At 64.1% G+C, this 19,976-nt stretch carries 15 protein-coding genes and 1 pseudogene; 9 read left to right on the top strand and 7 right to left on the bottom strand.

Annotated elements, in window-relative coordinates; translation table 11 throughout:
- Positions 1-4 precede the first annotated feature (4 nt).
- Positions 5-1,858, bottom strand: a complete 1,854-nt coding sequence (gene lepA / locus E3O49_RS00080) for a translation elongation factor 4 (RefSeq protein ID WP_134365838.1) — start codon at positions 1,856-1,858, stop codon at positions 5-7.
- 215 nt (positions 1,859-2,073) lie between these two features.
- Between lepA and E3O49_RS00075 the strand changes: the two genes are divergently transcribed.
- The 3 genes from E3O49_RS00075 (at position 2,074) to rpsT (ending at position 4,554) form a co-directional block, all read left to right on the top strand.
- Positions 2,074-3,339, top strand: a complete 1,266-nt coding sequence (locus E3O49_RS00075) for an HNH endonuclease (RefSeq protein WP_134404369.1) — start codon at positions 2,074-2,076, stop codon at positions 3,337-3,339.
- Between the two features lie 86 nt (positions 3,340-3,425).
- On the top strand, positions 3,426-4,172 hold the full coding sequence (locus E3O49_RS00070; protein ID WP_134365840.1) for an alpha/beta fold hydrolase: 747 nt from the start codon (positions 3,426-3,428) through the stop codon (positions 4,170-4,172).
- Between the two features lie 118 nt (positions 4,173-4,290).
- Positions 4,291-4,554: a 30S ribosomal protein S20 gene (rpsT, locus tag E3O49_RS00065; protein ID WP_134365841.1), complete on the top strand. Its 264-nt coding sequence runs from the start codon at positions 4,291-4,293 to the stop codon at positions 4,552-4,554.
- A gap of 155 nt (positions 4,555-4,709) precedes the next feature.
- Here rpsT and holA read toward each other — a convergent pair whose 3' ends face one another.
- The 5 genes from holA to E3O49_RS00040 form a co-directional block, all read right to left on the bottom strand.
- On the bottom strand, positions 4,710-5,765 hold the full coding sequence (gene holA / locus E3O49_RS00060; protein WP_134365842.1) for a DNA polymerase III subunit delta: 1,056 nt from the start codon (positions 5,763-5,765) through the stop codon (positions 4,710-4,712).
- A 94-nt stretch (positions 5,766-5,859) separates the two neighbouring features.
- Positions 5,860-7,464, bottom strand: coding sequence for a ComEC/Rec2 family competence protein (locus E3O49_RS00055; RefSeq protein ID WP_134450791.1), 1,605 nt, complete (start codon positions 7,462-7,464; stop codon positions 5,860-5,862).
- A 284-nt stretch (positions 7,465-7,748) separates the two neighbouring features.
- Positions 7,749-7,964: a KTSC domain-containing protein gene (locus tag E3O49_RS18955; RefSeq protein WP_134450793.1), complete on the bottom strand. Its 216-nt coding sequence runs from the start codon at positions 7,962-7,964 to the stop codon at positions 7,749-7,751.
- 2 nt (positions 7,965-7,966) lie between these two features.
- Positions 7,967-9,568, bottom strand: coding sequence for an ATP-binding protein (locus tag E3O49_RS18950; RefSeq protein WP_420898172.1), 1,602 nt, complete (start codon positions 9,566-9,568; stop codon positions 7,967-7,969).
- Positions 9,569-9,719: 151 nt separating this feature from the next.
- Positions 9,720-10,871 carry an SIR2 family protein gene (locus tag E3O49_RS00040; protein ID WP_134450787.1) on the bottom strand — a complete coding sequence of 384 codons (1,152 nt, stop codon included), beginning with the start codon at positions 10,869-10,871 and terminating at the stop codon, positions 9,720-9,722.
- A gap of 285 nt (positions 10,872-11,156) precedes the next feature.
- Here E3O49_RS00040 and E3O49_RS00035 point away from each other — a divergent pair, with 285 nt between their 5' ends.
- Both E3O49_RS00035 and E3O49_RS00030 read left to right on the top strand, forming a co-directional pair.
- Positions 11,157-12,005 carry an HNH endonuclease gene (locus E3O49_RS00035; protein WP_134450785.1) on the top strand — a complete coding sequence of 283 codons (849 nt, stop codon included), beginning with the start codon at positions 11,157-11,159 and terminating at the stop codon, positions 12,003-12,005.
- A gap of 361 nt (positions 12,006-12,366) precedes the next feature.
- A complete protein-coding gene (locus E3O49_RS00030) occupies positions 12,367-13,917 on the top strand; it encodes a recombinase family protein (RefSeq protein WP_134450783.1) in 1,551 nt (516 codons plus the stop codon).
- Between the two features lie 91 nt (positions 13,918-14,008).
- Here the strand turns inward: E3O49_RS00030 and E3O49_RS00025 are convergent, their stop codons facing one another.
- On the bottom strand, positions 14,009-14,581 hold the full coding sequence (locus E3O49_RS00025) for a hypothetical protein (RefSeq protein ID WP_134450781.1): 573 nt from the start codon (positions 14,579-14,581) through the stop codon (positions 14,009-14,011).
- A 169-nt stretch (positions 14,582-14,750) separates the two neighbouring features.
- Between E3O49_RS00025 and E3O49_RS18945 the strand changes: the two genes are divergently transcribed.
- The 4 genes and pseudogenes from E3O49_RS18945 to E3O49_RS00005 all read left to right on the top strand — a co-directional run.
- Complete coding sequence (locus E3O49_RS18945) at positions 14,751-14,975, top strand: helix-turn-helix domain-containing protein (protein WP_134378165.1); 225 nt, start codon at positions 14,751-14,753, stop codon at positions 14,973-14,975.
- A 441-nt stretch (positions 14,976-15,416) separates the two neighbouring features.
- On the top strand, positions 15,417-17,564 hold the full coding sequence (locus E3O49_RS00015; protein WP_134450779.1) for a DUF5906 domain-containing protein: 2,148 nt from the start codon (positions 15,417-15,419) through the stop codon (positions 17,562-17,564).
- A gap of 308 nt (positions 17,565-17,872) precedes the next feature.
- Entirely contained in the window at positions 17,873-19,441 is a 1,569-nt protein-coding gene (istA, locus tag E3O49_RS00010) for an IS21 family transposase (RefSeq protein WP_134450777.1), read from the top strand.
- A pseudogene (locus E3O49_RS00005) lies at positions 19,438-19,878 on the top strand (ATP-binding protein); the annotation flags it as partial. The gene istA and the pseudogene E3O49_RS00005, both read left to right, overlap by 4 nt.
- Positions 19,879-19,976 lie beyond the last annotated feature (98 nt).

Here is a 19,976-nt window from a genome sequence, read left to right as displayed (position 1 = left end):
CCGTTTACTTCTTCTCTTTCTTGGCGGGCTCGTCGCCGGACAGTGCGGCGATGAAGGCCTCCTGCGGCACCTCGACCCGGCCGACCATCTTCATGCGCTTCTTGCCCTCTTTCTGCTTCTCGAGCAGCTTGCGCTTGCGGGAGATATCGCCGCCGTAGCACTTGGCGAGAACGTCCTTGCGGATGGCGCTGATGGATTCGCGGGCGATGATGCGGGCGCCGATCGCGGCCTGGATGGGCACGTCGAACTGCTGCCTGGGGATGAGCTTCCGGAGGCGTCCGGTCATCAGGACCCCGTAGTCGTAGGCCTTGTCGCGGTGCACGATCGCGCTGAACGCGTCGACCTGTTCGCCCTGCAGCAGGATGTCGACCTTGACCAGGTCGGCCTCCTGCGAGCCGATCGGCTCGTAGTCGAGGGATCCGTAGCCGGCGGTGCGGCTCTTGAGGTTGTCGAAGAAGTCGAACACGATCTCGCCGAGGGGCATCGTGTAACGGATCTCGACCCGGTCCTCACCGAGGTAGTCCATGCCGAGGAGGGTGCCGCGGCGGCTCTGGCAGAGTTCCATGATCACGCCGACGTAGTCCTTGGGGGCGAGGATGGCGGCCTTCACGATCGGTTCCTCGACCTTGGCGATCTTGCCGTTCGGGAACTCGCTCGGATTGGTGACCGTGACGGTCTTCTTGTCGTCGGTGGTGACCTCGTAGATCACGCTGGGCGCGGTGGTGATCAGGTCGAGCCCGAATTCGCGGTCGAGCCGCTCGGTGATGATTTCAAGGTGCAGCAGGCCGAGGAAACCGCAACGAAACCCAAAACCGAGGGCGACGGATGTCTCGGGCTCGTAGACCAGGGACGCGTCGGAAAGCTTGAGCTTGTCGAGGGCCTCCCGCAGGGCCGGGTAGTCGCTGCCGTCGATCGGGTACAGGCCCGAGTACACCATGGGCTTGGGCTCGGTGTAGCCGGGCAGAGCCACCGTGGCGGGCCGGAGGGCCGTGGTGACCGTATCGCCGACCTTCGACTGGCGCACGTCCTTCACGCCGGTGATCAGGTAGCCGACCTCGCCGACGCCGAGTCCCTTGCTGACCGTCGGTTCGGGCGAGGTGACGCCGATCTCGAGGATCTCGTGCGTCGCACGGGTCGACATCATCTGGATCTTCTCGCGCGGATTGAGCTTGCCGTCGATCATGCGCACGTAGGTGACGACGCCGCGGTAGCTGTCGTAGACCGAGTCGAAGATCATCGCGCGGGCCGCGGCGTTGGGGTCGCCGACCGGGGCGGGGATGAGGCTGGTGGCCCGGTCGAGCAGTTCCGCGACGCCCACGCCGGTCTTGCCGGAGACCCGGAGCACGTCGTCGGGGCTGCCGCCGATCAGGCTGGCGAGCTCCTTCGCGTACTTGTCGGGGTCGGCGGCCGGCAGGTCGATCTTGTTCAGCACCGGGATGATCGTGAGGTCGTTCTCCAGCGCCAGGTACAGGTTGGCCAGGGTCTGGGCCTCGATCCCCTGCGCGGCGTCGACGAGGAGGATGGCTCCCTCGCACGCGGCCAGGCTGCGGGACACCTCGTAGGTGAAGTCCACGTGGCCGGGGGTGTCGATCATGTTCAGGGCGTAGGTCTGGCCGTCGAGCTCCCACGGCATGCGCACGGCCTGGCTCTTGATGGTGATGCCGCGCTCGCGCTCGATATCCATCCGGTCCAGGTATTGGGCGCGCATCGACCGGTCGTCGACGACGCCGGTGATCTGCAGCATCCGGTCGGCCAGGGTGGACTTGCCGTGGTCGATGTGGGCAATGATGCAGAAGTTACGGATGAACTCGGGCGGGGTGGCGGCCGGTTCAAGCGCCGTGAGGGGTCTCGGTGACATGGTCTGGCAATTCTCCCATAGCTGGCTGGTTCCCGGTTTCGCCCGGCACCGGCGAACCAATTCGACGGAGATTCTCTTGTCGCAAACCTTTTTCGGTGCGTTCCGAGCGGTTTCGGTCAGAATCTCCGTCGAATTCGTTCAGGAAGGAGCGCCATCCGCCCCGTCAGGCGTGCGCTTTAGTCAGGACTGTCGGTGGCTGCACCTAGCCTGCTGTCATGTCCACTTCGGTCGGCACCACCCAGAAGCAACTCGGTCTCCTCTTCGACGCCGTCGCGGCGGCCGACCGGGTGATCGCCCGGAACCACGCGGTGCGAGCCGCCGCCGTCGATGAGGCCCGCCGGTTCAGCGAAGCCCACGCCGCGGAGATCCCGCTCGGCCCGCACTCCCGCTGGGACCGCGACGAGATCGCCCGCCGCGAGTTCTCCAGCGAGCTCGCCGCGACGCTGCACCTGCCCGAGCCCACCGCGGACAACCTGATCGCCGAGAGCCGCGCCCTGACCGAAAACCTTCCCGGCACCCGGGCGGCGCTGGAGGACGGGCTGATCAGCTACCGGCACGCCCAGACTCTGATCGGGCAGGCCTGCTCGATCCCTCTCCCCGGCCTGCCCGCCTTCGAACAGGCCCTGCTGCCGGCCGCCCAGAACCAGACCGTGGCCAAGCTCAAGCACACGGCCCGGGTGCTGCGGGAACGCCTGCACCCCGAGACCATCACCAGCCGCCGCGCCCGGTCCATCCTGGAACGCACCTCCTGGCTGCAGGCCGAACCCGATGGCATGGCCACCCTTCATCTGAACACCGGGGCCGAGCTCGTGCAGTCGATCTTCACCCGGGCCAACGACATCGCCGTCAGCCTTCTGGGTCCGGGCGAGCAGCGCACCCTCACCCAGGTGCGCACCGATGTACTCAGCGACCTGCTCATCAACGGTGTCACCCCGACCGGGGTCGGCGACGGAGTCCGGGCCACCGTCCAGGTCACCGTTTCCGTGATGACGCTCCTCGGACACAGCGAGGAACCCGGTCACCTCGAGGGCTACGGGCCGATCGATCCGGACACGGCCCGGGACCTGGCCTCGCGGGCTCCGAGCTTCACCCGGCTGCTCACCCACCCGGAGACGGGCGTCGTCCTGTCGGTCGGGCGCGACAGATACAAGGTTCCCAAACGGATGCGCCGCTTCCTGCGGCTCCGAGACGAGACCTGCCGCTTCCCCGGCTGCAACAAGTCGGCGCGGCGAGCCGAACTCGACCACACCCACGACTGGCATCTTCTCGGCCAGACCGCGCACGACAACCTCGCCCACCTCTGCAAGGCCAACCACGCCCTGAAATCCGAGACCCGATGGCAGGTGGCCCAGACGCCGGGCGGCATCCTGACCTGGACGTCACCGACGGGCCGGGACTTCGTCACCGCGCCGGCCAGGGTGCTCCCCACCGGGCCACCGGGAACCGCACCGCCGCTACTGCCGGAGGACGCGCCGTTCTGAGCGGACAGGCACCGTTTGTGCATGTGCGGAACGTGGATGTGCGGAAATTCAGCACAATCTGTCGAGATCCCTGCCTAAATGGGGAGATGACCCCAGCCACCCCGGTCCTCTTCGTCCACGGGATCCGCACCTCGGCCACGATGTGGCGGCGCCAGTTGTCCGCCCTGGGCGAGACCGGGCATCCGGCCCTGGCGATCGATCTGCCCGGGCACGGCTCGCGCATCGACGAACCATTCACCGTGGCGGGCGCCCTGACAGCCATCGATCAGGGCGTCGAGGCCCTGGGCGGCCGGGTGTTGCTGGTCGGGCTCTCCCTGGGCGGCTACTACGCCATCGAGTACGCCGCGCGGCACCCGCAGAAGGTGATCGGGTTGGTCGCCGCGGGAAGCTGCGCGATTCCGGCCGGGTGGCCCCTGGACGCCTACCGGAGCCTGGCCCGGCTCGTCCGCCGGCTGCCCGACCACGGATTGTGGCTTCACACCGCACTCGTGCGGGCCCTCCTGCCGCGAGACGGGGCCGCAGACACGCTCGCCGGCGGGGTTCCGCTGAATGTGATGGATGCCGGCCTCGGCGCCACCGGCACGCTCCGCCCGCTCGACAGCCTCTCTCGCTACCCCGGACCGGTGTGGCTGGTCAACGGCTTTTTCGATCAGTTTCGGCTGCACGAACGCCGCTTCCTTGCCGCCTGCCGGGACGGTCGTCTCGTGATCGTTCCCCGGGCCTCGCACCTGGTCAGCCTGGCCCAACCGGAACGGTTCACGGCGGTGCTCGGCGAGATCCTCCGGGAGGTCGCCGCCGGCCGGGCCCGGCCGAGTGTCGGGCCGGGCGAATAACTGGTATCGTTTCCTGTTGGCTTGCGTGTTGGGTCCCACCCCACACGATTATTGCCGTTCGGCGCCCTCTACCGCCAAGCGGCCCATCCGAACAAGAACCTAACGAAAGCGTATAAACGTGGCAAATATCAAGTCGCAGATCAAGCGTATCGGCACCAACAAGAAGGCCCAGGAGCGCAACAAGGCCGTCAAGAGCGAGTTCAAGCGCGCGATCCGCGCGACGCGCCTCGCCGTCACCGCTGGTGACAAGGACAAGGCCGTCGCCGGCCTCGCCCTGGCCTCGAAGAAGCTCGACAAGGCCGTCAGCAAGGGCGTCATCCACAAGAACCAGGCTGCGAACAAGAAGTCCGCCATCGCGAAGTCGGTCGGCGCACTCGTCTAGTCTCCAACTGACCTGGATCCGGGCCGTCTGACGGTCCCGACCTCGTGCTCGAAAAGCCCCCGCCGATTCGGCGGGGGCTTTCGTGTGTCCGGGGCTACCCAGTTGGGCGAGTCAGCGCTCGGCGGCCAGGTCAAGCCCGGTCAGCGGCGGCGCGGTCAGCTCTCGCCCTTGCGAGCGATCACGCCGATCAACCGCTCGAGGGCGAACACCGGGTCGCGCTCGGCGCCCTTGACCGCGGCATCCGTTTCGGCCAGGGCCACGACGCAGCGCGCGAGTCCCTCGTCCGACCAGCCGCGCAGGTCGCGCTGGGCCCGCTCCACCTGCCACGGTGCCAGACCGTACTGGGAGGCCAGCTGGGCCGAGCCGCCTCGCACCCCGCAGAGTTTCGCCATGGTGCGGATCTTCATCGCGAACGCCGCGACCACGGGCACCGGATCCGCGCCGGAGGCCAGCGCGTGCCGCAGGATGACGAGGGCCTCGCCGCGGTGCCCCGCGATCGCGGCGTCGGCCACCTTGAAGGCGTTCGCCTCGACCCGTCCGCCGTAGTACCGGTCAACGGTCGTTTCGGTCACCTCGGCGCCGGTGTCGGCGATCAGCTGCTGGCAGGCGGCGGACAGTTCGGCGAGGTCTCCCGAGAACGCCCCGACGAGGGAGCGGAGCGCGCTGGGCGTGACCCGTTTGCCGGCGGCCTTGAATTCAGAGGATGCGAAGTCGTGCCGGTCGGTGTCCTTTTTCAGCTCGGCGCAGACGACCTCGATGCCGCCGCCGGTTCCGGCCCGGATCAGGTCGAGCAGCTTCTTGCCGCGCACCCCGCCGCCGTGCCGGAGCACCAGGTAGGTGTCTTCCGCCGGGTTCTGCAGGTAGTCGATGGCTTCGGCGAGGAAGGTGTCGCTGCACTTCTCGACCGAGCTCACGCGGATCAGCCGCGGTTCGCCGAACAGGGACGGGCTGGCCACGGTGAGCAGCTCGCCGGGCGAGTAGCTGTCGGCCTGCACATCGCTGATCTCGAGGCTGGGGTCTTCCAGTTTGAGGAAATCCCGCAGCTGGCGGATCGCTCGCTCGGCCAGGAACACCTCGGTTCCGGAGACCAGCACGATCGGCGCCGGACGCACCTGATGCCAGGCCAGCTGCGGGATCGCAGCCGATTTCGGTGCGGCCTTGGGCGCGCTGCGGGGTGCGGTGCGGCCGGCTGAGGCGGTGCGTGCGGCCACTCGGTTCCCTTCGTTGCTGGTTCCACAGCCAACTGGTCGACAGCGTGCTGGTTCACACCCGTGGAGGAGCTCACACCGGTGGCGCGATTCAAGCCTAGTCGGGGCCGCCGACCGGCACGGTCTCCGTCCACACGGTGAGGGCACCGCCGCCGTCCGGGGCGGGCGCGACCACGATCATCCCGCCGAGGTCCGTGCGCAGGGCGAGCGTGCCCGCGGATGCCAGCATGCCGAGGAGGGCGTCGGTCGGGTGCCCGTAGCCGTTATCTCGGCCCACCGAGATGAGCCCGACGGTGGCTCGCAGGTCGGCATAGAGTTGAGGGCTCTGGTCCCTCGACCCGTGGTGGGCCACCTTGACCACGTCCACGGTGGCGAGTGGGGCGACCCGGCGGAGGGCGTCCTGCGGTTCCTGGCCGAGGTCGCCGAGGAAGATCGAACGGATTCCGCGCCCGTCAAACCCGATGGTCACGCTCCCGGCGTTGCCGGTCTGCATCGCCGGGGAACCCCGAACGGGCCAGAAGATCTCCCAGCGCAGTGCGCCGAGCGTTCCGGTGTCGCCGCGCGCGGCCTGACGCACGTCCGCGCCGCCCCGCGCAAGGCGCAGGTGGAGGCGCTCGTCCTCTGCGTTCTCGGGGACGCCGACCAGGGCCGTTCCGACCCGGCCGATCACGGCCTCGACGCCCCCGATGTGGTCGAGGTCGTAGTGGGTGAGCACGAGCAGATCGATCCGGTCGATTCCGAGGGTGTCGAGGCATTCCGCCAGGAGCGCCGGATCAGGCCCCACGTCGACCAGTGCGTAGAGGTCCTGATCCCGCACCACGACCGCGTCACCCTGCCCGATGTCGCAGGCCGCGATCTGCCAGTCCGCCGGGAAGGCCACGGCACGTCCCACGCCCGACCCGATCAGGGTCCCGGTGTAGGCGCCGCCCGCCAGGACGAGCACGGCGACGGCGGTCGGCGGCCACCAGCCCCGGACCGCCCCCGGACGGCGGAGAACGAGCGCCACGAACGCGACGGTCAGGATGCCCGTGGCAGCCACCCCGACGACTCCCCCGAGCCACGGCAGCCGACTCCCCGGCAGGAGCGCGCTCGTGCGCGCAATCGCCGCGATCCAGGCCGCGGGCAGCCAGGCCAGGTACAGGACTCCCCCGGCGATCCCCGGCAACCAGGGCAGGAGCAGGCAGGCCACCAGGCCGACCACGGTCGCGAACGGGGCCGCCGGGCCCGCCAACAGGTTCGCCGGCACCCCGTACAGCGGAAGCGTCGGGGTCAGCAGCACCAGAACGGGCTGGCAGGCCAGCTGCGCGGCGAGCGGGATTGCGATCACCGCTGCCAGCGCGGTCGGCATCCAGCGGCTCAGCACCCGGGTCAACGGACCGGCGAGCACCAGGAGCCCGCCCGTGGCCAGCGCCGAGAGCGCGAAGCCGTAACTGCGCGCCAGCCACGGATCTGCCACCAGCAGAACCACGACGACCAGGGCCAGCAGCGGCACACCCCGGCCCGGCCGGCCGGACGCGACGGAGAGCATCAGGATCGTGGCCATCAGCGCCGCGCGAAGCACGCTGGGCTCCGGTGTCACGAGCACCACGAAGCCCAGCAGCGTGGCGAGGGACAACGTGATGCGCATCCCGCGTCCGAGCCGCAGGTACCCGCCGAGCAGCATGATCCCCGCGATCACCACCGCGCAATTCGCGCCGGACATGGATAACAAGACAGATGGGTGCTTATTTGCGAGGCGGATCGAGTCGCCCAAGAATTGGCAGACGTTAGCGTGGTCCCGGGCCGGTCAACGTCTAAGGGTCTTTGGCATGTGCTCGCCTCAACCCGCCGGGTGCAGGTTCGACAAGACTGCCACTGGAACGTTGGTTGTGCGCGGCATGGACAATGCGACGAAGACCCTCGGTCGAGTCGGGGCCGAGTTCAACCAACTCGATGTCACGTGGGCGCAACCGCTGAGCGCTCTTACATCACGTTCTGCACGCGGCGTTAAGCCGACCGACCGTTCGGTTTGAAATTGAGGACCTGGTGGATGAACTGGCCTCTAGACTGTCCAACTGCTGTGAATTGTTCCCAGACTTCAGGCGGGCAAGCGGAATACCACCACTGGACGCCGCCCTTCGGGAACTCCACATAGATGGTCTCTGTTTCCACGTCGTACGCTTCAGCGACGATACGGGCGGATGTAACTGGTCGCCAGTCCATAGTCATTCTCTCTCCTGTTCATAAATGCCCCGCCACCGGGCCAAAGCACCGCTTACGCCTCGCGTTCCAGCGTTGGTGCGCCACGGCTCTAGGGAAGGGTCCTCGGCCAGTGGGAGGGGATTCGGTCGGTCGAGGACCACGCGAGTTGGCAATACGAGCGCTTCGCCACTGATGATTGCTTCTCCCGTTCTGAGGGAAGGGAGCGTTTCTGCAAGCCCGACGACGCTGTCGGGTAAAGCTGTCCGAATTCTGCCTTGGTCAGCGCTGTTACTCAGACGCAGGGCGATGATGGTCCCACATTGCGCCAATGCCGTGTCCGGCAGGTCGGACGGCCGCTGAGTCACGAGCATAAGTCCGACTCCGTACTTTCGACCTTCCCGAGCTATTCGATTTGCGGCATCTCGTGCAATGGGTGCTGCCTTGTCGCCTAAGTATCGGTGGGCTTCCTCAAGCACGATGAGAATGGGGCTTGGGCGGCCGATGCCGTCGATTCCACTCGGCGTTCGTATCGCGACGTCGAAAAGCAGTTTTAGAATGACGCCGATGGCCAATTCGGCGGCCGAATCGGGTACACCATTGAAGTCGAGGACTGATACTGGCGCTGTCCCCCCGATCCATGAGTCGACAGCGTCGACGAGTGGGTCGGGCCCATCGATGGTCCCAGCTGGCTCCAACATGAATGCCAGGCGAGGGTCGAGGAGACCAAGGCGGAGGAGTTCCGGTGTGCTCCCGTGAACACCGAAAAAAGGACCCTGCATGGGCGGACTTCCTGCGGGACCGTGAGGGGTGTAAATCGCCGATGTCAGGGTTGACGCGTCTCCCGCAACTTCCAGACAGATTGAATCTGGATTTGCTTTGGTTTGCCGAGTTTCTCTGTTCTCAGAGTCCAGCTGCAGCCATGCCTCGCGAACATCAAACGGCACTGGAGTGTCTGCAGTAATCGCGTGTGGATCGAGGTGGAGCCAAGAGGCCGCATTCACGAATTTGCGTCGCTCCTCCGCGACCAGGGTCGCCCACGTTTTCTGGGTCGTCGGGCCTCCGGAGGACCCGGTAAAGGCCCGCAAGATGTCCTCCGCTGGGAGCGCCCAGTACGGGACGTGTAGCCGGCCACTTTCTGGGCCAAGGACAGACCTAACAGACGCATGTCCGGACAGCGCATGAGAGTACTCGCCATGGCTGTCGATGACCACGATGTTGGCTGCGGGCCAGTGCCCATTGGCGAAGCCCTGCAGGAGTGACGCGACTGCGCTTGTTTTTCCGGAACCCGTAGAGCCAACCACGGCAGAATGGCGAACGACCAGTTTGTTGACATCAAGGGCGACAGGAACTGTCTCCGCAGCTGACAGCCGACCAATGCGAATGTGCGAGGTCGATGAAGGAGGATAGACGGCTTCCAGCTCCTCCCTCCGGGCGAAATGGACGGGATCGTCAAGACCTGGATAAGAACCTACGCCGCGGCGAAATTGCCTCGTTCCCCTATCGACCTCGCCGAGGAGTTGCACTTGCAGCCATCTCTCGCCCGCCGAGGAATTCTCGCGAGGGCCCAGTCCAGCAGTCAGTTCTGATATGCCAACGAGGGTGACGGTAGCGATGAGATCTACCATTCCCTGGGGCAGCCGAACAAGAGAACCGATTTGTCCGATTTGCTGAAGCTGCCCGCGGTAGATTGGCGCGATTCCGGCGAGGCCAGGATCCAGTTCCACTGTTATCTGCGAGCCAAGAACGTGCCTCACTCGGCCGACATAAGTCTCGTCCCTATCCGACATACGAGACTCCAACTGGTCGACTCTGGCTGTCCAAGCTGGAGTCCGAGGAACTCCGCGACAAGAAGCTGGCCAGGTTGCCAAAGTCTCCAAGCCCGCAAGTTGTCCCGTTCCAGATGTCATCGGGAAGAGTCACGCCCTCACCAGGGCCTTCCCAGGGGGCACGAAGACCACCGATGATGGCCTCAGTTTGCGTGATCACCTGCAGGTTCGGCGTCTGCATCGCTTTTTCTGCCAGGTTGGCGGGGATAGCCGAATAACAGAAGGCGATGAACTCCGAACGTGGTCGGCGAGCCGCGGCATCGAAGAAGAGCTCATTCAGGTGATCATCAGCCCACGAATAGCCCGATACGAGAAACATAGTTTCGGGTTCGTTGAGTGCGCGTCGGAGTCGGTCCTGAAGCACGACGAAGGGCATGCGGCGGGATTCCTCGTATTTGGCGTCCGAGGGAAAAATGGCAGCGACCTCATCGTTGGGAACGGTGGCACCCAGCCGCAGGACCTCACCCGCTGGATGGGTCTGATCCCACGTCCAGTTCACGGAACCATGCAACTTCCACAGTCTTGCGAAGAAAGGTGGCAACAGGACTTCTGAGTCGTTCTGGGTTGCCTCGACCATGTCTGTCCTGAACCGCGCTTTCCACGTCCCAACAAACCCGTCGAAGTACGGAACGCCTCTCGATTCCAGCGCTGTCTCTAGTACGCAGTCGTAGTTGACGGTGAACAACTCGATTGGCCGCAAGTAGTCGGCACGAGCGACCCAAGCCGCCAGCTTGTCGACGGGTTCCATATCAGCATCGACAGCGGACAACTCCTCGATGATCAGTTTGCAAATTGCCAGATCGAGATCTTTCGCTTGCTCCAGGGTGAGGCCGTCGACCACGTCCCCTTCGTCTACGACCGCCTGAATCCTTCTCAGCCGACTAAGGGCCTGCTCGAGATTGCGGGACGAGGTGAGGCGCTTGAACGATTCGAGTTGCTTGCCTTCCAGCCCGGCCGAGATGTTCGCCGTCAGCAGGACGACGTCGGGTAGGCCGCATGCTTTAGAAGTACCAGCTCCGAAGAACGTGCACACGTGCCGCGATCGTGTGGCGAGCTTCGCACTCAGTCCTCCGGCGAAACTGGCAACGTTGTGAGTGAGCATGATTCTGAAGGTATCGGATGTTCAATGCAGATCCTGACGAAGTGCCACAACCTGCGGATACACCAGGTCGCAACGCCACTATCAGGGCTTTCTCCTGAACCGACGGCCGGACATTGTTCGGTTGGGCGATGAGTTCCGCCTCGGCCGGCTCTTCCGGTCGAGGTGCTGATATCCAGGGCCGTCTGGTCGGTTCAAGCGCCAGGGACCGACGAACTTGCGCAGACCCGCCCTCGGTGGCGCCGTGCAGTGCGGTCGAATTCCAAAGTCGCTGGCTAGGCTGAGCGCATGAGCGACACGCGCAATCGTCTGACCCCTGTATCGGCAGCGACACGCGAACTGTATCTGTATTCCGGCAATCGCTGTGCGTTCCAGACCGCCGTCGAGAGTTGCAACAAGTCGCTCCTGAGAGACGACGGAACTTGGAACTGCGAGGTTGCACACATCCAGGGCGTCAAGCTGACTGCCGCGCGCGGCGACCACTCGCTGGACGACGAACAACTACGAGACCCTCAAAACTTACTTCTGGTATGCCGTGAGCACCACAAGGTCATCGACAACAAAGACTTGGAAGACCGCTACACGGTCGCTGTCGTCAAAAAGATGAAGTCTGATCACGAATCTTGGTACCGCGAAGCGATGGCTGGGCTTGCCCGCATCGTAGACACAACTGCAGGGTTGACGCCAAGATTTCCCGTCAACCTCCGCGCGCTCGATGGAGTTGACGACGGTGCCTTTGCCGCCGAGAGCCTCCCCGAGATGACGGCGTTTGTTTCCGCCCTTGCGAAGCAACCGATAGCCATACGCGACTTGATCGCACTCATACTGATTCACGGCGATCTGGAACCTAGATTTGGAACAGGGCTCCACAAGGGCATCGGAGCATCAGTTGTCCACATTGAAGGGGTTGCAAATATCAAGGACTACGAGATCGAACGTCGCGCGAAGCATCTAGAGCAGGCGGGTCTGCTGGCAACCCTCGAGGACGACGATCTGTGCTATTTCACTCTCACAAGTCCACTCGCGAAAGACGGGGGTTGGGACATCTTCGCGGATCTAAAGACCATTGCTGGCGACGATGCGTCTCTCATCAAACAGGCGATCTTGGATCTCGACTTCACCGTTTTCGATCGCTGATTGCTCCATAGCCCGACGGGAAGGTCGACACCCAGGCAACACTGGACTGAGTCCAACACGTCAACCCGCCGATCGTCCGAACGTCTCGTGGGAGAGGTCCTCGCGCATCGCAGCCATTGGCGGGCGATGTCGTCTTCCAGGCCGCCCAGTTGCGAACCGAACCTTGATGCGACGTCAACATGCTGGCCGATCATTGCCGGCGTCGCTCATCCGCAACGAGGACGCGACACGCAACTAGCGCTTCAAACGTGGTTCCACACCCAGAAGCTGAAGGCCACGCCAATGGGAGCCAGCACCGCCCGGTCTGATCCCACCTCGGCACAGTTCACGCACGGCACGGTCACCCCATAGGGTCAGTAACGTGCTGGATGACCAAAACCTACTTGTGCGGGAGTATCTGCGCGTCTCACTCGACCGCTCGGGCACAGGTAAGAGCCCCGATCAGCAACACGACGAAATCACCGCAGAGGCGCACAGGCGCGGCTGGCAAGTCCACTCCAGCTACTACCGCGATGACAACCGCAGCGCCAGTCGCTTCGCAACCAAGCGCAGAGAGGGCTTCGCGCAACTTGTCGCAGACCTCGAAGAGGGCAGATTCGAAGCTAATCTGCTCGCGATTTGGGAGTCAAGCCGAGGTTCTCGCAGGACGGGAGAGTGGATCGATCTCATCGATCTCTGCCGCGACCACAGAGTACAGATTTGGGTTCTCACGCACAATCGCGTGTACGACCCGAGCAATTCCCGCGACCGTCATAGCCTGCGCGAAGACGCATCTGACGCCGAATACGAGTCCGACAAGACCAGCGAGCGGCTTAAACGAGATATGCGGGCTGCCGCCAAGAGCGGGCGACCTCACGGAAAAAACGTGTACGGGTATCAGCGGATTTACTCAGTGAAGCCCAACGGAATGCGGGTCCTCGAAAGAGTGGTTGAACACCCCGACCAAGCTTGGGTCGTGAAGGAAGCAGCGGCGATGGTGCTCATGGGCCGCTCCTATTACGACATCGCAGCCACCTTCAACGAGAAGGGCATCCCGCCACGACGCCCGGCGCGCGAGGTACACCGCAAGTCGATGGGCTGGACCGCCCCCGCTGTGAAGCAGATGCTGACCATGTCCGTCTACACAGGCAAGCGCGAGCACAATCCAACCGAGGGTGAACTCGCGACATACGAAGGCATCTGGCCTCCCCTGATCAACCCGGAGGCTTGGGAGAAACTTCAGCTTGCTATGGGCTCACGGGGTTTCAAGTCCAACAATTGGCCAGCCAAGCATCTACTCTCCGGCATCGCGCTCTGTGGAGAGTGCGGCGCCCGCATGCGTGTCGGGCGGCAGAACGGCGGAGTTCAGAAGTATGACGAGAACGGCGAGCCACTCCCCCGACCTCGTTACCACGCCTACCAATGCATCGGCATGCCGGGGCGACCAGGGTTCCATGTCTCGATGCGCGAGGAGCACCTAGACCTGATCATCACAGAGCTCGTGCTGGCTCGCCTGGAGCGACCTGACTTCCTGGCAACGTTGGGCGAACAGGACGAAGACGTCAATGCAGAGCGCGATGCGGTCCTGGAGGAGATCCGAGGTCACCAGGAGTGGCTTGACCAGGTTGCGACGGAGGCCGAGCGTCGCCGCGACCTGCGAATGCTCACAGAACAGCGCGATCTTGTGGAACCCAAGATTGAAGATGCACGGAGACGGCTCGAATCGCTGGCAGCGGCTGACCCCCTCGTGCTCGAGCTGGCTCAGTCCGGACGGGTGCGCGAGATGTGGGCGGAGCGTGACCAAGCGGGTGACATCGCATGGCAGCGCCATGTGATCAGAGAACTGATCGTGCCAAGGATTCACCGTGTACCGCCGGAGGCGGTGGGGCGAAAGGGCGCAAATCCTGGCAGAGTCACCTACGACTGGCGATAGCTCGGAGCAGAAGCGTCGGTGCCGGCTCCACCTCAGTGCCGGCTCCACCTCGGCGGGGTACGCCGGCGTGGGGACGCCTCCACGCCCTCAATCAGATCAGGCCGACGGCCCGAGCCCGTGCAATCCAGTTGGTGGCGGTGCGGGCCTGGAGGCAAAACGTTTCGGCCACCGCCTTCGCCGGCGGATAGCGCACAATCGTCGCGAGGCGATATACAGTTCCGACATCCGTCAGATCGATGCTCACGGATCCCCCGCTGGGCGCCTTCCGATATGGCTTGAGCTCGGGTGCGACGAAGTCCACGACGGCAACGCTGAGCGCCGAGGCGTCGAGCTGAAATGTGCGCGGCAGTATCCAGCGCATGACGCCGAGGGGCGTCACAGTGCGCAGTAGTACCCCTGTGACTTCTTCATCCTCTGGCGCAACGAGGGAAACCGAGCGCAGTGTGTAGTAGCCGAGCGGCTGACTGTACACAGCTTCAATCTCGAGTCGGAACCCCTCGTCGAGGGCCGCGGCACCCACTTCGGCTGACGGCACACGACTCAGCGGCCCCCCTGCACGCACGAGGCGCGGTATCGCAATGCCTGGGTGAACGTCGATGAGTCCGTTTGACGCACTGACGTGCCAGTCGCGCTCCCGCAGTTCGGTTTCTGGAGTAATGGGCACGAATCGGATCCTTTCCTAGTGTTGACATGCATAGGAAACGTAACTAATGTAGCAAACATAACAGAACAGCAAGATCCGGCGGAGCCTTCACTAAACACAATCCATGGCCGGAAAAACTCAATCTCGATGCGGCGGCCTCTTCGGGACACGACCTACTTAGGAGTGTTCCGTGATACCCAGTGATGCATCGACACCCACATACGACGACCTGCGTTGCGCGCTCACCGTACCGCAGGCGGAGGACACAAGCGGGCGATCGAGCTTCGTCCTTCGCGACGATATCCGCACCGGGCGGCTACCTGCCTACAAGGTGGGCGGGCGCTGGCGGATCCTCCCTGCCGACCTCGACGCCTACCTGGAGGCGCTCGTAGCCCCCTCGCGGGGCACCCGATGACCGCCGCGCTCCTTGAGCGGACCAGGACGTCGCCGCCGCCGATGACGGAACTTGAGGCGATTCGCGCGTGGGCGCGCGCTGAGGCGGCTTCCGCACCTGCTCTCTCTGCCCAGCAGGCGTTGCGACTGCGCGGCCTCTTCTTGGGCGGCGGTGGTCACAAGTGAGCACGAAAGAGGCCCAGCCCGCGCTCGAACGGGGAGTCGCTACCCCGTGCCATCAAGAAGATCCGGCACGAAGTGCGCTGGCGCCAAGGCGACATCGTTGCCTGGGTACAGCACGATTCGTGCAGGCAGCGTGAGCCGAATGCCGAAGCACAGATGTCGACGCGGCCCGACCAAGTGAATACAAGCAAAACGCCCCGGCAATTGCCGAGGCGCTCTACACGATTTCTATCTCCAGCCGACGAGTTACAGCTCGTTGCTCGGCTGAAAGGACTTAACGATGACTCTAACAACAGACGCCGAAAGGGACAAGGAAGTTCAGCCCAACCTCGTCCGCGCTGCCAACCCCGAGGGGAGGACCTCCGCTAATGATCACGCGCTCCCGACGAGTAGTTCTCTCACCGAGAATGGCTACGAGCGTCCTACCAGCGACGAGGAAGGCTCGATAGCCGACACGGAGTTCGCGCCTGACCCCAACGTCGAGTTCGACAAGAACAGCTGGCTTGACGAACTTCCGCAGCAGTGGAGTCGTGCGGAGCGGATCCACCACGCCACCGAAAGATACCTTGGGGGGCTCGCAGGGCTCGACCCCACGGCACTGCCCGCGAAGTTGACCTCGAACTCGGAGCTCTTGGTGCGCACGACAATGGCATGCATCCGCGAATGGTACGGGGAAGACGGCAAGCAGCGGCCTGTGTACGTGCCGGGTGGCGCCCCTGCCGCGTTGACCGCCTGGCAGCTCGCAAAGCTGGCCGCGCGCTGGCATCGGATCCGTCGGATCGCGCACGCTGGCCTGGGTGATACGACTCTCGATGAACTCAGCTTTTACCAGCCCACCGGCGCGAACCGCGGCCTCTTTGTCTCAGACGAGTCGGCCCTGAGAGCGTTGATCCTCGGCTTCGACCAGGACGTCTCCGACCCGAAGATGAGGGAGATCATCGGCAAGCTCTACGACATCGTGCCTCGCGTAGAAAAGACCTCCGATCGCGACGCGATCCCGTGCAAGAGCCGCGTCTTCGATTTCAAGACGAAGACCCAGAGGGACTACGACCCCGACGTCGATGTCTTCACGTCAAAGCTCGCCGTCGACTGCCCGCGCACCGAGCCTGAAGAACCGATGCGCTTCCTCAGCGACCGCTCGCCGTGGCAATTCAGTGACTGGCTGCTCGATCTCTTCGAACCGCTGGATGATGCTGAGAATGTTGCGAATACTGTCTGGGAGATCATCAGCGCCAGCGTCCGCCCGGGCGTTCGTTGGAACAAGATGGCCTTCTTCTACAGCACCCTCGGCGAATCGGGCAAGGGCACCCTCGTGGAGATGATCCAGCATCTGTTCGGCGAGGGCTCTGGCGCGTACTGCTCGATTCCTCTCGACCAGTGGGGCGGGCCGGGCAATGACTTCAAGCTTGAGCCGCTCCTAACGGCGTTCGCCGTGCTGGTCGACGAAAACAATGTCGGGGAGCATTTGACCTTCTTGGCCAACCTAAAGGCCGCCGTAACCGGCGATCGGATCCCGATCAACCGCAAGGGGCGAAGGGTAATCACGATCCGCTTTCGCGGCTTTATTGTTCAGTGCGTCAATGCGCTTCTCAGCACAAAGGACAAGTCCAGCTCGTTCTCGCGCCGCCAGCTGTTCGTCCCCTTCCCCAAGAGTTTCACAGGGGCCGCCTTCCCAGAGATCAAAGAGACCTTCCTCAGCGATAAGAAGGTTCTGGAGTATGTGCTGTGGAGGGTTCTCCACATGACTCACTACACGCTCTCAGAGCCGAAATCGTGCCGCGACCTGAAAGAGGAAGCGCAGATCCGAAACGATTTGGTTCGCGAGTTCTGGGTGGAGCTTCGTGAGCAGTTTGCATGGGACCTCCTCCCGTTCCCGTTTCTGCACCACCTGTTTGAGGCGTGGCGCGTACGCGAGAATCCAGGAAGTAAGCCGATGGGAAGGCAGACGTTCAATGACCGTCTGATGGAGGCCGTGCGTAATGATCAGCTCTGGTTCTCTGACGGCCGCGACAGGGTGATTAATCGTGCCCAGCGGATGCTCGGTGAGGAACCGATGCTGCAGGAATATGGCGTCCCCTCGGATGCCTGGAACAACAAAGCGACAACTTACAAGGGATTGCAGCGGCGCACCTCACTGCCGGGCGGCATCCAGGAACTGACGGATCTCCAGGCGCGAGACAACACCGACTGGGAGCGTCGCGCCGTCGAAGACGACGGTGTTGTCGATCCGGCTCACGTCGGAGATCATGCCAGGATCCGACGCATGGGCTCCAGCTGCGCGTGCCCGCCGAGGGGTGGCGCGACGAGGCCGCAGCAGACCCTGACCGCCGTAGTCAATCGCTCACTGGCGATTGACCTCGCGCTCGTGAATGCCCAGGCAGACGCAGACGCACGTGCGAAGGCGGCCGCGCTCGTAGACGCTAGCTGACAGCTCGGACGGGTGGAGTGCCTACGCTCTTCACCCGTCTCAGCAGGCCCAAAGCGTTCATTCGCTTGCCCGCGACAGTCATACTTGCCCAGCAGCGGTGGCGACATCCCCCAAGCAGAGCTCGCTCAGGAGGCGCTCAAGGGCAACTGAGTATTTGCGCTTCTGGGGGCCAGTGTTATTGACGTTCGGGGCCACTGGTCGATCTGGTCAGTAGCGCGGTGTGGGGCCACCGAGTATTTCTGTTGAGGGCCATCTGCTTAGCTCCTTCCGCTGCGTGTATAGGCACGCGGCGGAAGGAGTAATTAGTAATGGTACGAAGGATCAAAGCGAAGCTGGTGCTCGAACTCCGCGCCGAGGGCATGACGGGGCGCGGGATCGCGCTCGCGCAGGGCATGTCGCGCAAGAGCGTGCTGGCCGTGTTCAATGCCGCTGACCAGGCCGGCATCGGCCGTGACGGTCACGTTGGCCGCAGCGACGGCGAGGTATATGCGCTGCTGTTCCCGGGCCGCGGCGAGCACGAGAGTGTGTTCGTGCAGCCCGATTGGGATGGGGTGCACAAAGAGCTCGGCAAGGTCGGGGTGACGCTGAAGCTGCTCCATGGCGAGTATGTCGACGGGTGCGCGGTGACGGGGCAGCCGGCGATGGGATATGACCGATTCTGCAAGGCATACGCGGCGCACACCTTGGTCACGGGGGCGGCGTCGCGGGTTGGCCATAAGGCTGGGCGGACGGTCGAGGTCGACTGGTCGGGGCCGACGATGCAGCTCACCGACCCGGTGACGGGCGAGACGTCTCGGGTGTATTTGTTCGTGGCATGTCTGCCGTTTTCCCGGTATGCGTTCGTCGAACCGGCGCTGGATATGCGGCAAGACACCTGGCTACTGGCCAACGTCGCGATGTTCGAGTGGTTCGGCGGAACGGTTCCCCGGATCGTGCCCGACAACCTGAAGACCGGCGTGATCAAGCACCCCCGCGAGGGTGAGATCGTGTTGAACGACGCCTACCGGGAGATGGCAGCGCACTACTCGGCAGCCGTGCTGCCGGGCCGCCCGCGGGCGCCAAAAGACAAAGCGAGCGTGGAAAATACGGTCTCTCATGTTGCCACCTGGGTGATCGCAGGGTTACGTCATCGGAGCTTCGGAGCGCTTCCCGAACTGCGGACCGCGATCCGGGAGCGCATGGATGCTTATAACCGGGAACCGTTCCAGAAACGTGCCGGCTCCCGCCTGAGCGTGTTCCAAACCGAGGAGAAGGCGTTGCTGCGGCCGCTGCCGTCGGCTCCCTACGAGATCAGCCGGTGGATCATCGGGCGTCGGGTGCAGAAGAACGGGCATGTGGTCTGGGAGAAGAACTTCTACTCCGCCCCCTACGCCCAGATCGGCCAAGCCGTGGATCTGCGCATCACAAGCCAACTGCTGGAGATCTATCGAAACCATGAGCGGCTCACCAGCCACCTGCTGTTCGGCGAGCATGTCGTGAACGAATACCGCACGAACGATGCCGACCAGCCCCAGGGCGAGAAGTATCGGGAGTGGGACACCGTCCGGATCCGGGCTTGGGCCGAACGAGTCGGCCCGCACATGGTGACCGTGGTGAACAGGATCTTCGAGGTCGTGCCGGTGGAAGAGCAAGGCTTCGACGCCGCCCTCGCAGCGCTGCGGCTGAGCCGCCGCTATTCCAGTGAGCGAGTGGAAAAGGCGTGCCAGATCGCGCTGGAGGGTCGTGTTCGCTCGCCCCGGTATGCGCACTTGCAACCGATCCTGGAGACGGGGCAAGACAAGAAAAGCACCCGCAAGATGCCTCGCTTCGAACCCGCCGAACCTGAATCCGGCGGATATGTCCGCGGCGCCGACTACTACGGAGGCGGTGCACGATGAGCCGGATCGATATCGAGACCAAACGCAAGCTCCGCGAAATGGGCGTGTCCACCCTGCTGGACGCGTTCGACGCGCAAGACGACACCCTCACCCTTGGTTTGGCGTTCGAGGAGAAGATCAAACTCGCCGTCGATGACGCCCACTCCGTCTTCACCCAAACCAAGGTCGAGGGGCTGATCCGCCGGGCGAACCTGCGCTATCCGAACGCGGACCTGCGCCGTCTGGACCTGGTCGAGGAACGCGGCCTTGACCGGTCGATGCTCGCGGGGCTGGGCACGTGCTCGTTCATCGATCGGCAGCAGAACGTCGTGTTCCAGGGCTTCACCGGGTCGGGGAAATCGTACCTGGGCTGCGCGCTGGCGAAAGCCGCGTGCCGGCACCGGGTGCGAGCGCACTACATCCGGATGCCGGAACTCGAAGAGGCCTGGCAGCTGGCTGTGTTTTGTCAACTTGAAGCCGGCCATTTCAGCGCTAATTAACCGGCCAGTGCGGCACCGTTTCCGGCCAGTTGAGCACGGCGGCCTCAACGGCCGGT

Origin of the sequence: Cryobacterium shii (assembly GCF_004402595.1) — a bacterium.
Classification (GTDB): Bacteria; Actinomycetota; Actinomycetes; order Actinomycetales; family Microbacteriaceae; genus Cryobacterium; species Cryobacterium shii.
Note: the sequence above shows the minus strand (reverse complement) of the source record. Positions and strands in the feature narration are given on the sequence as shown.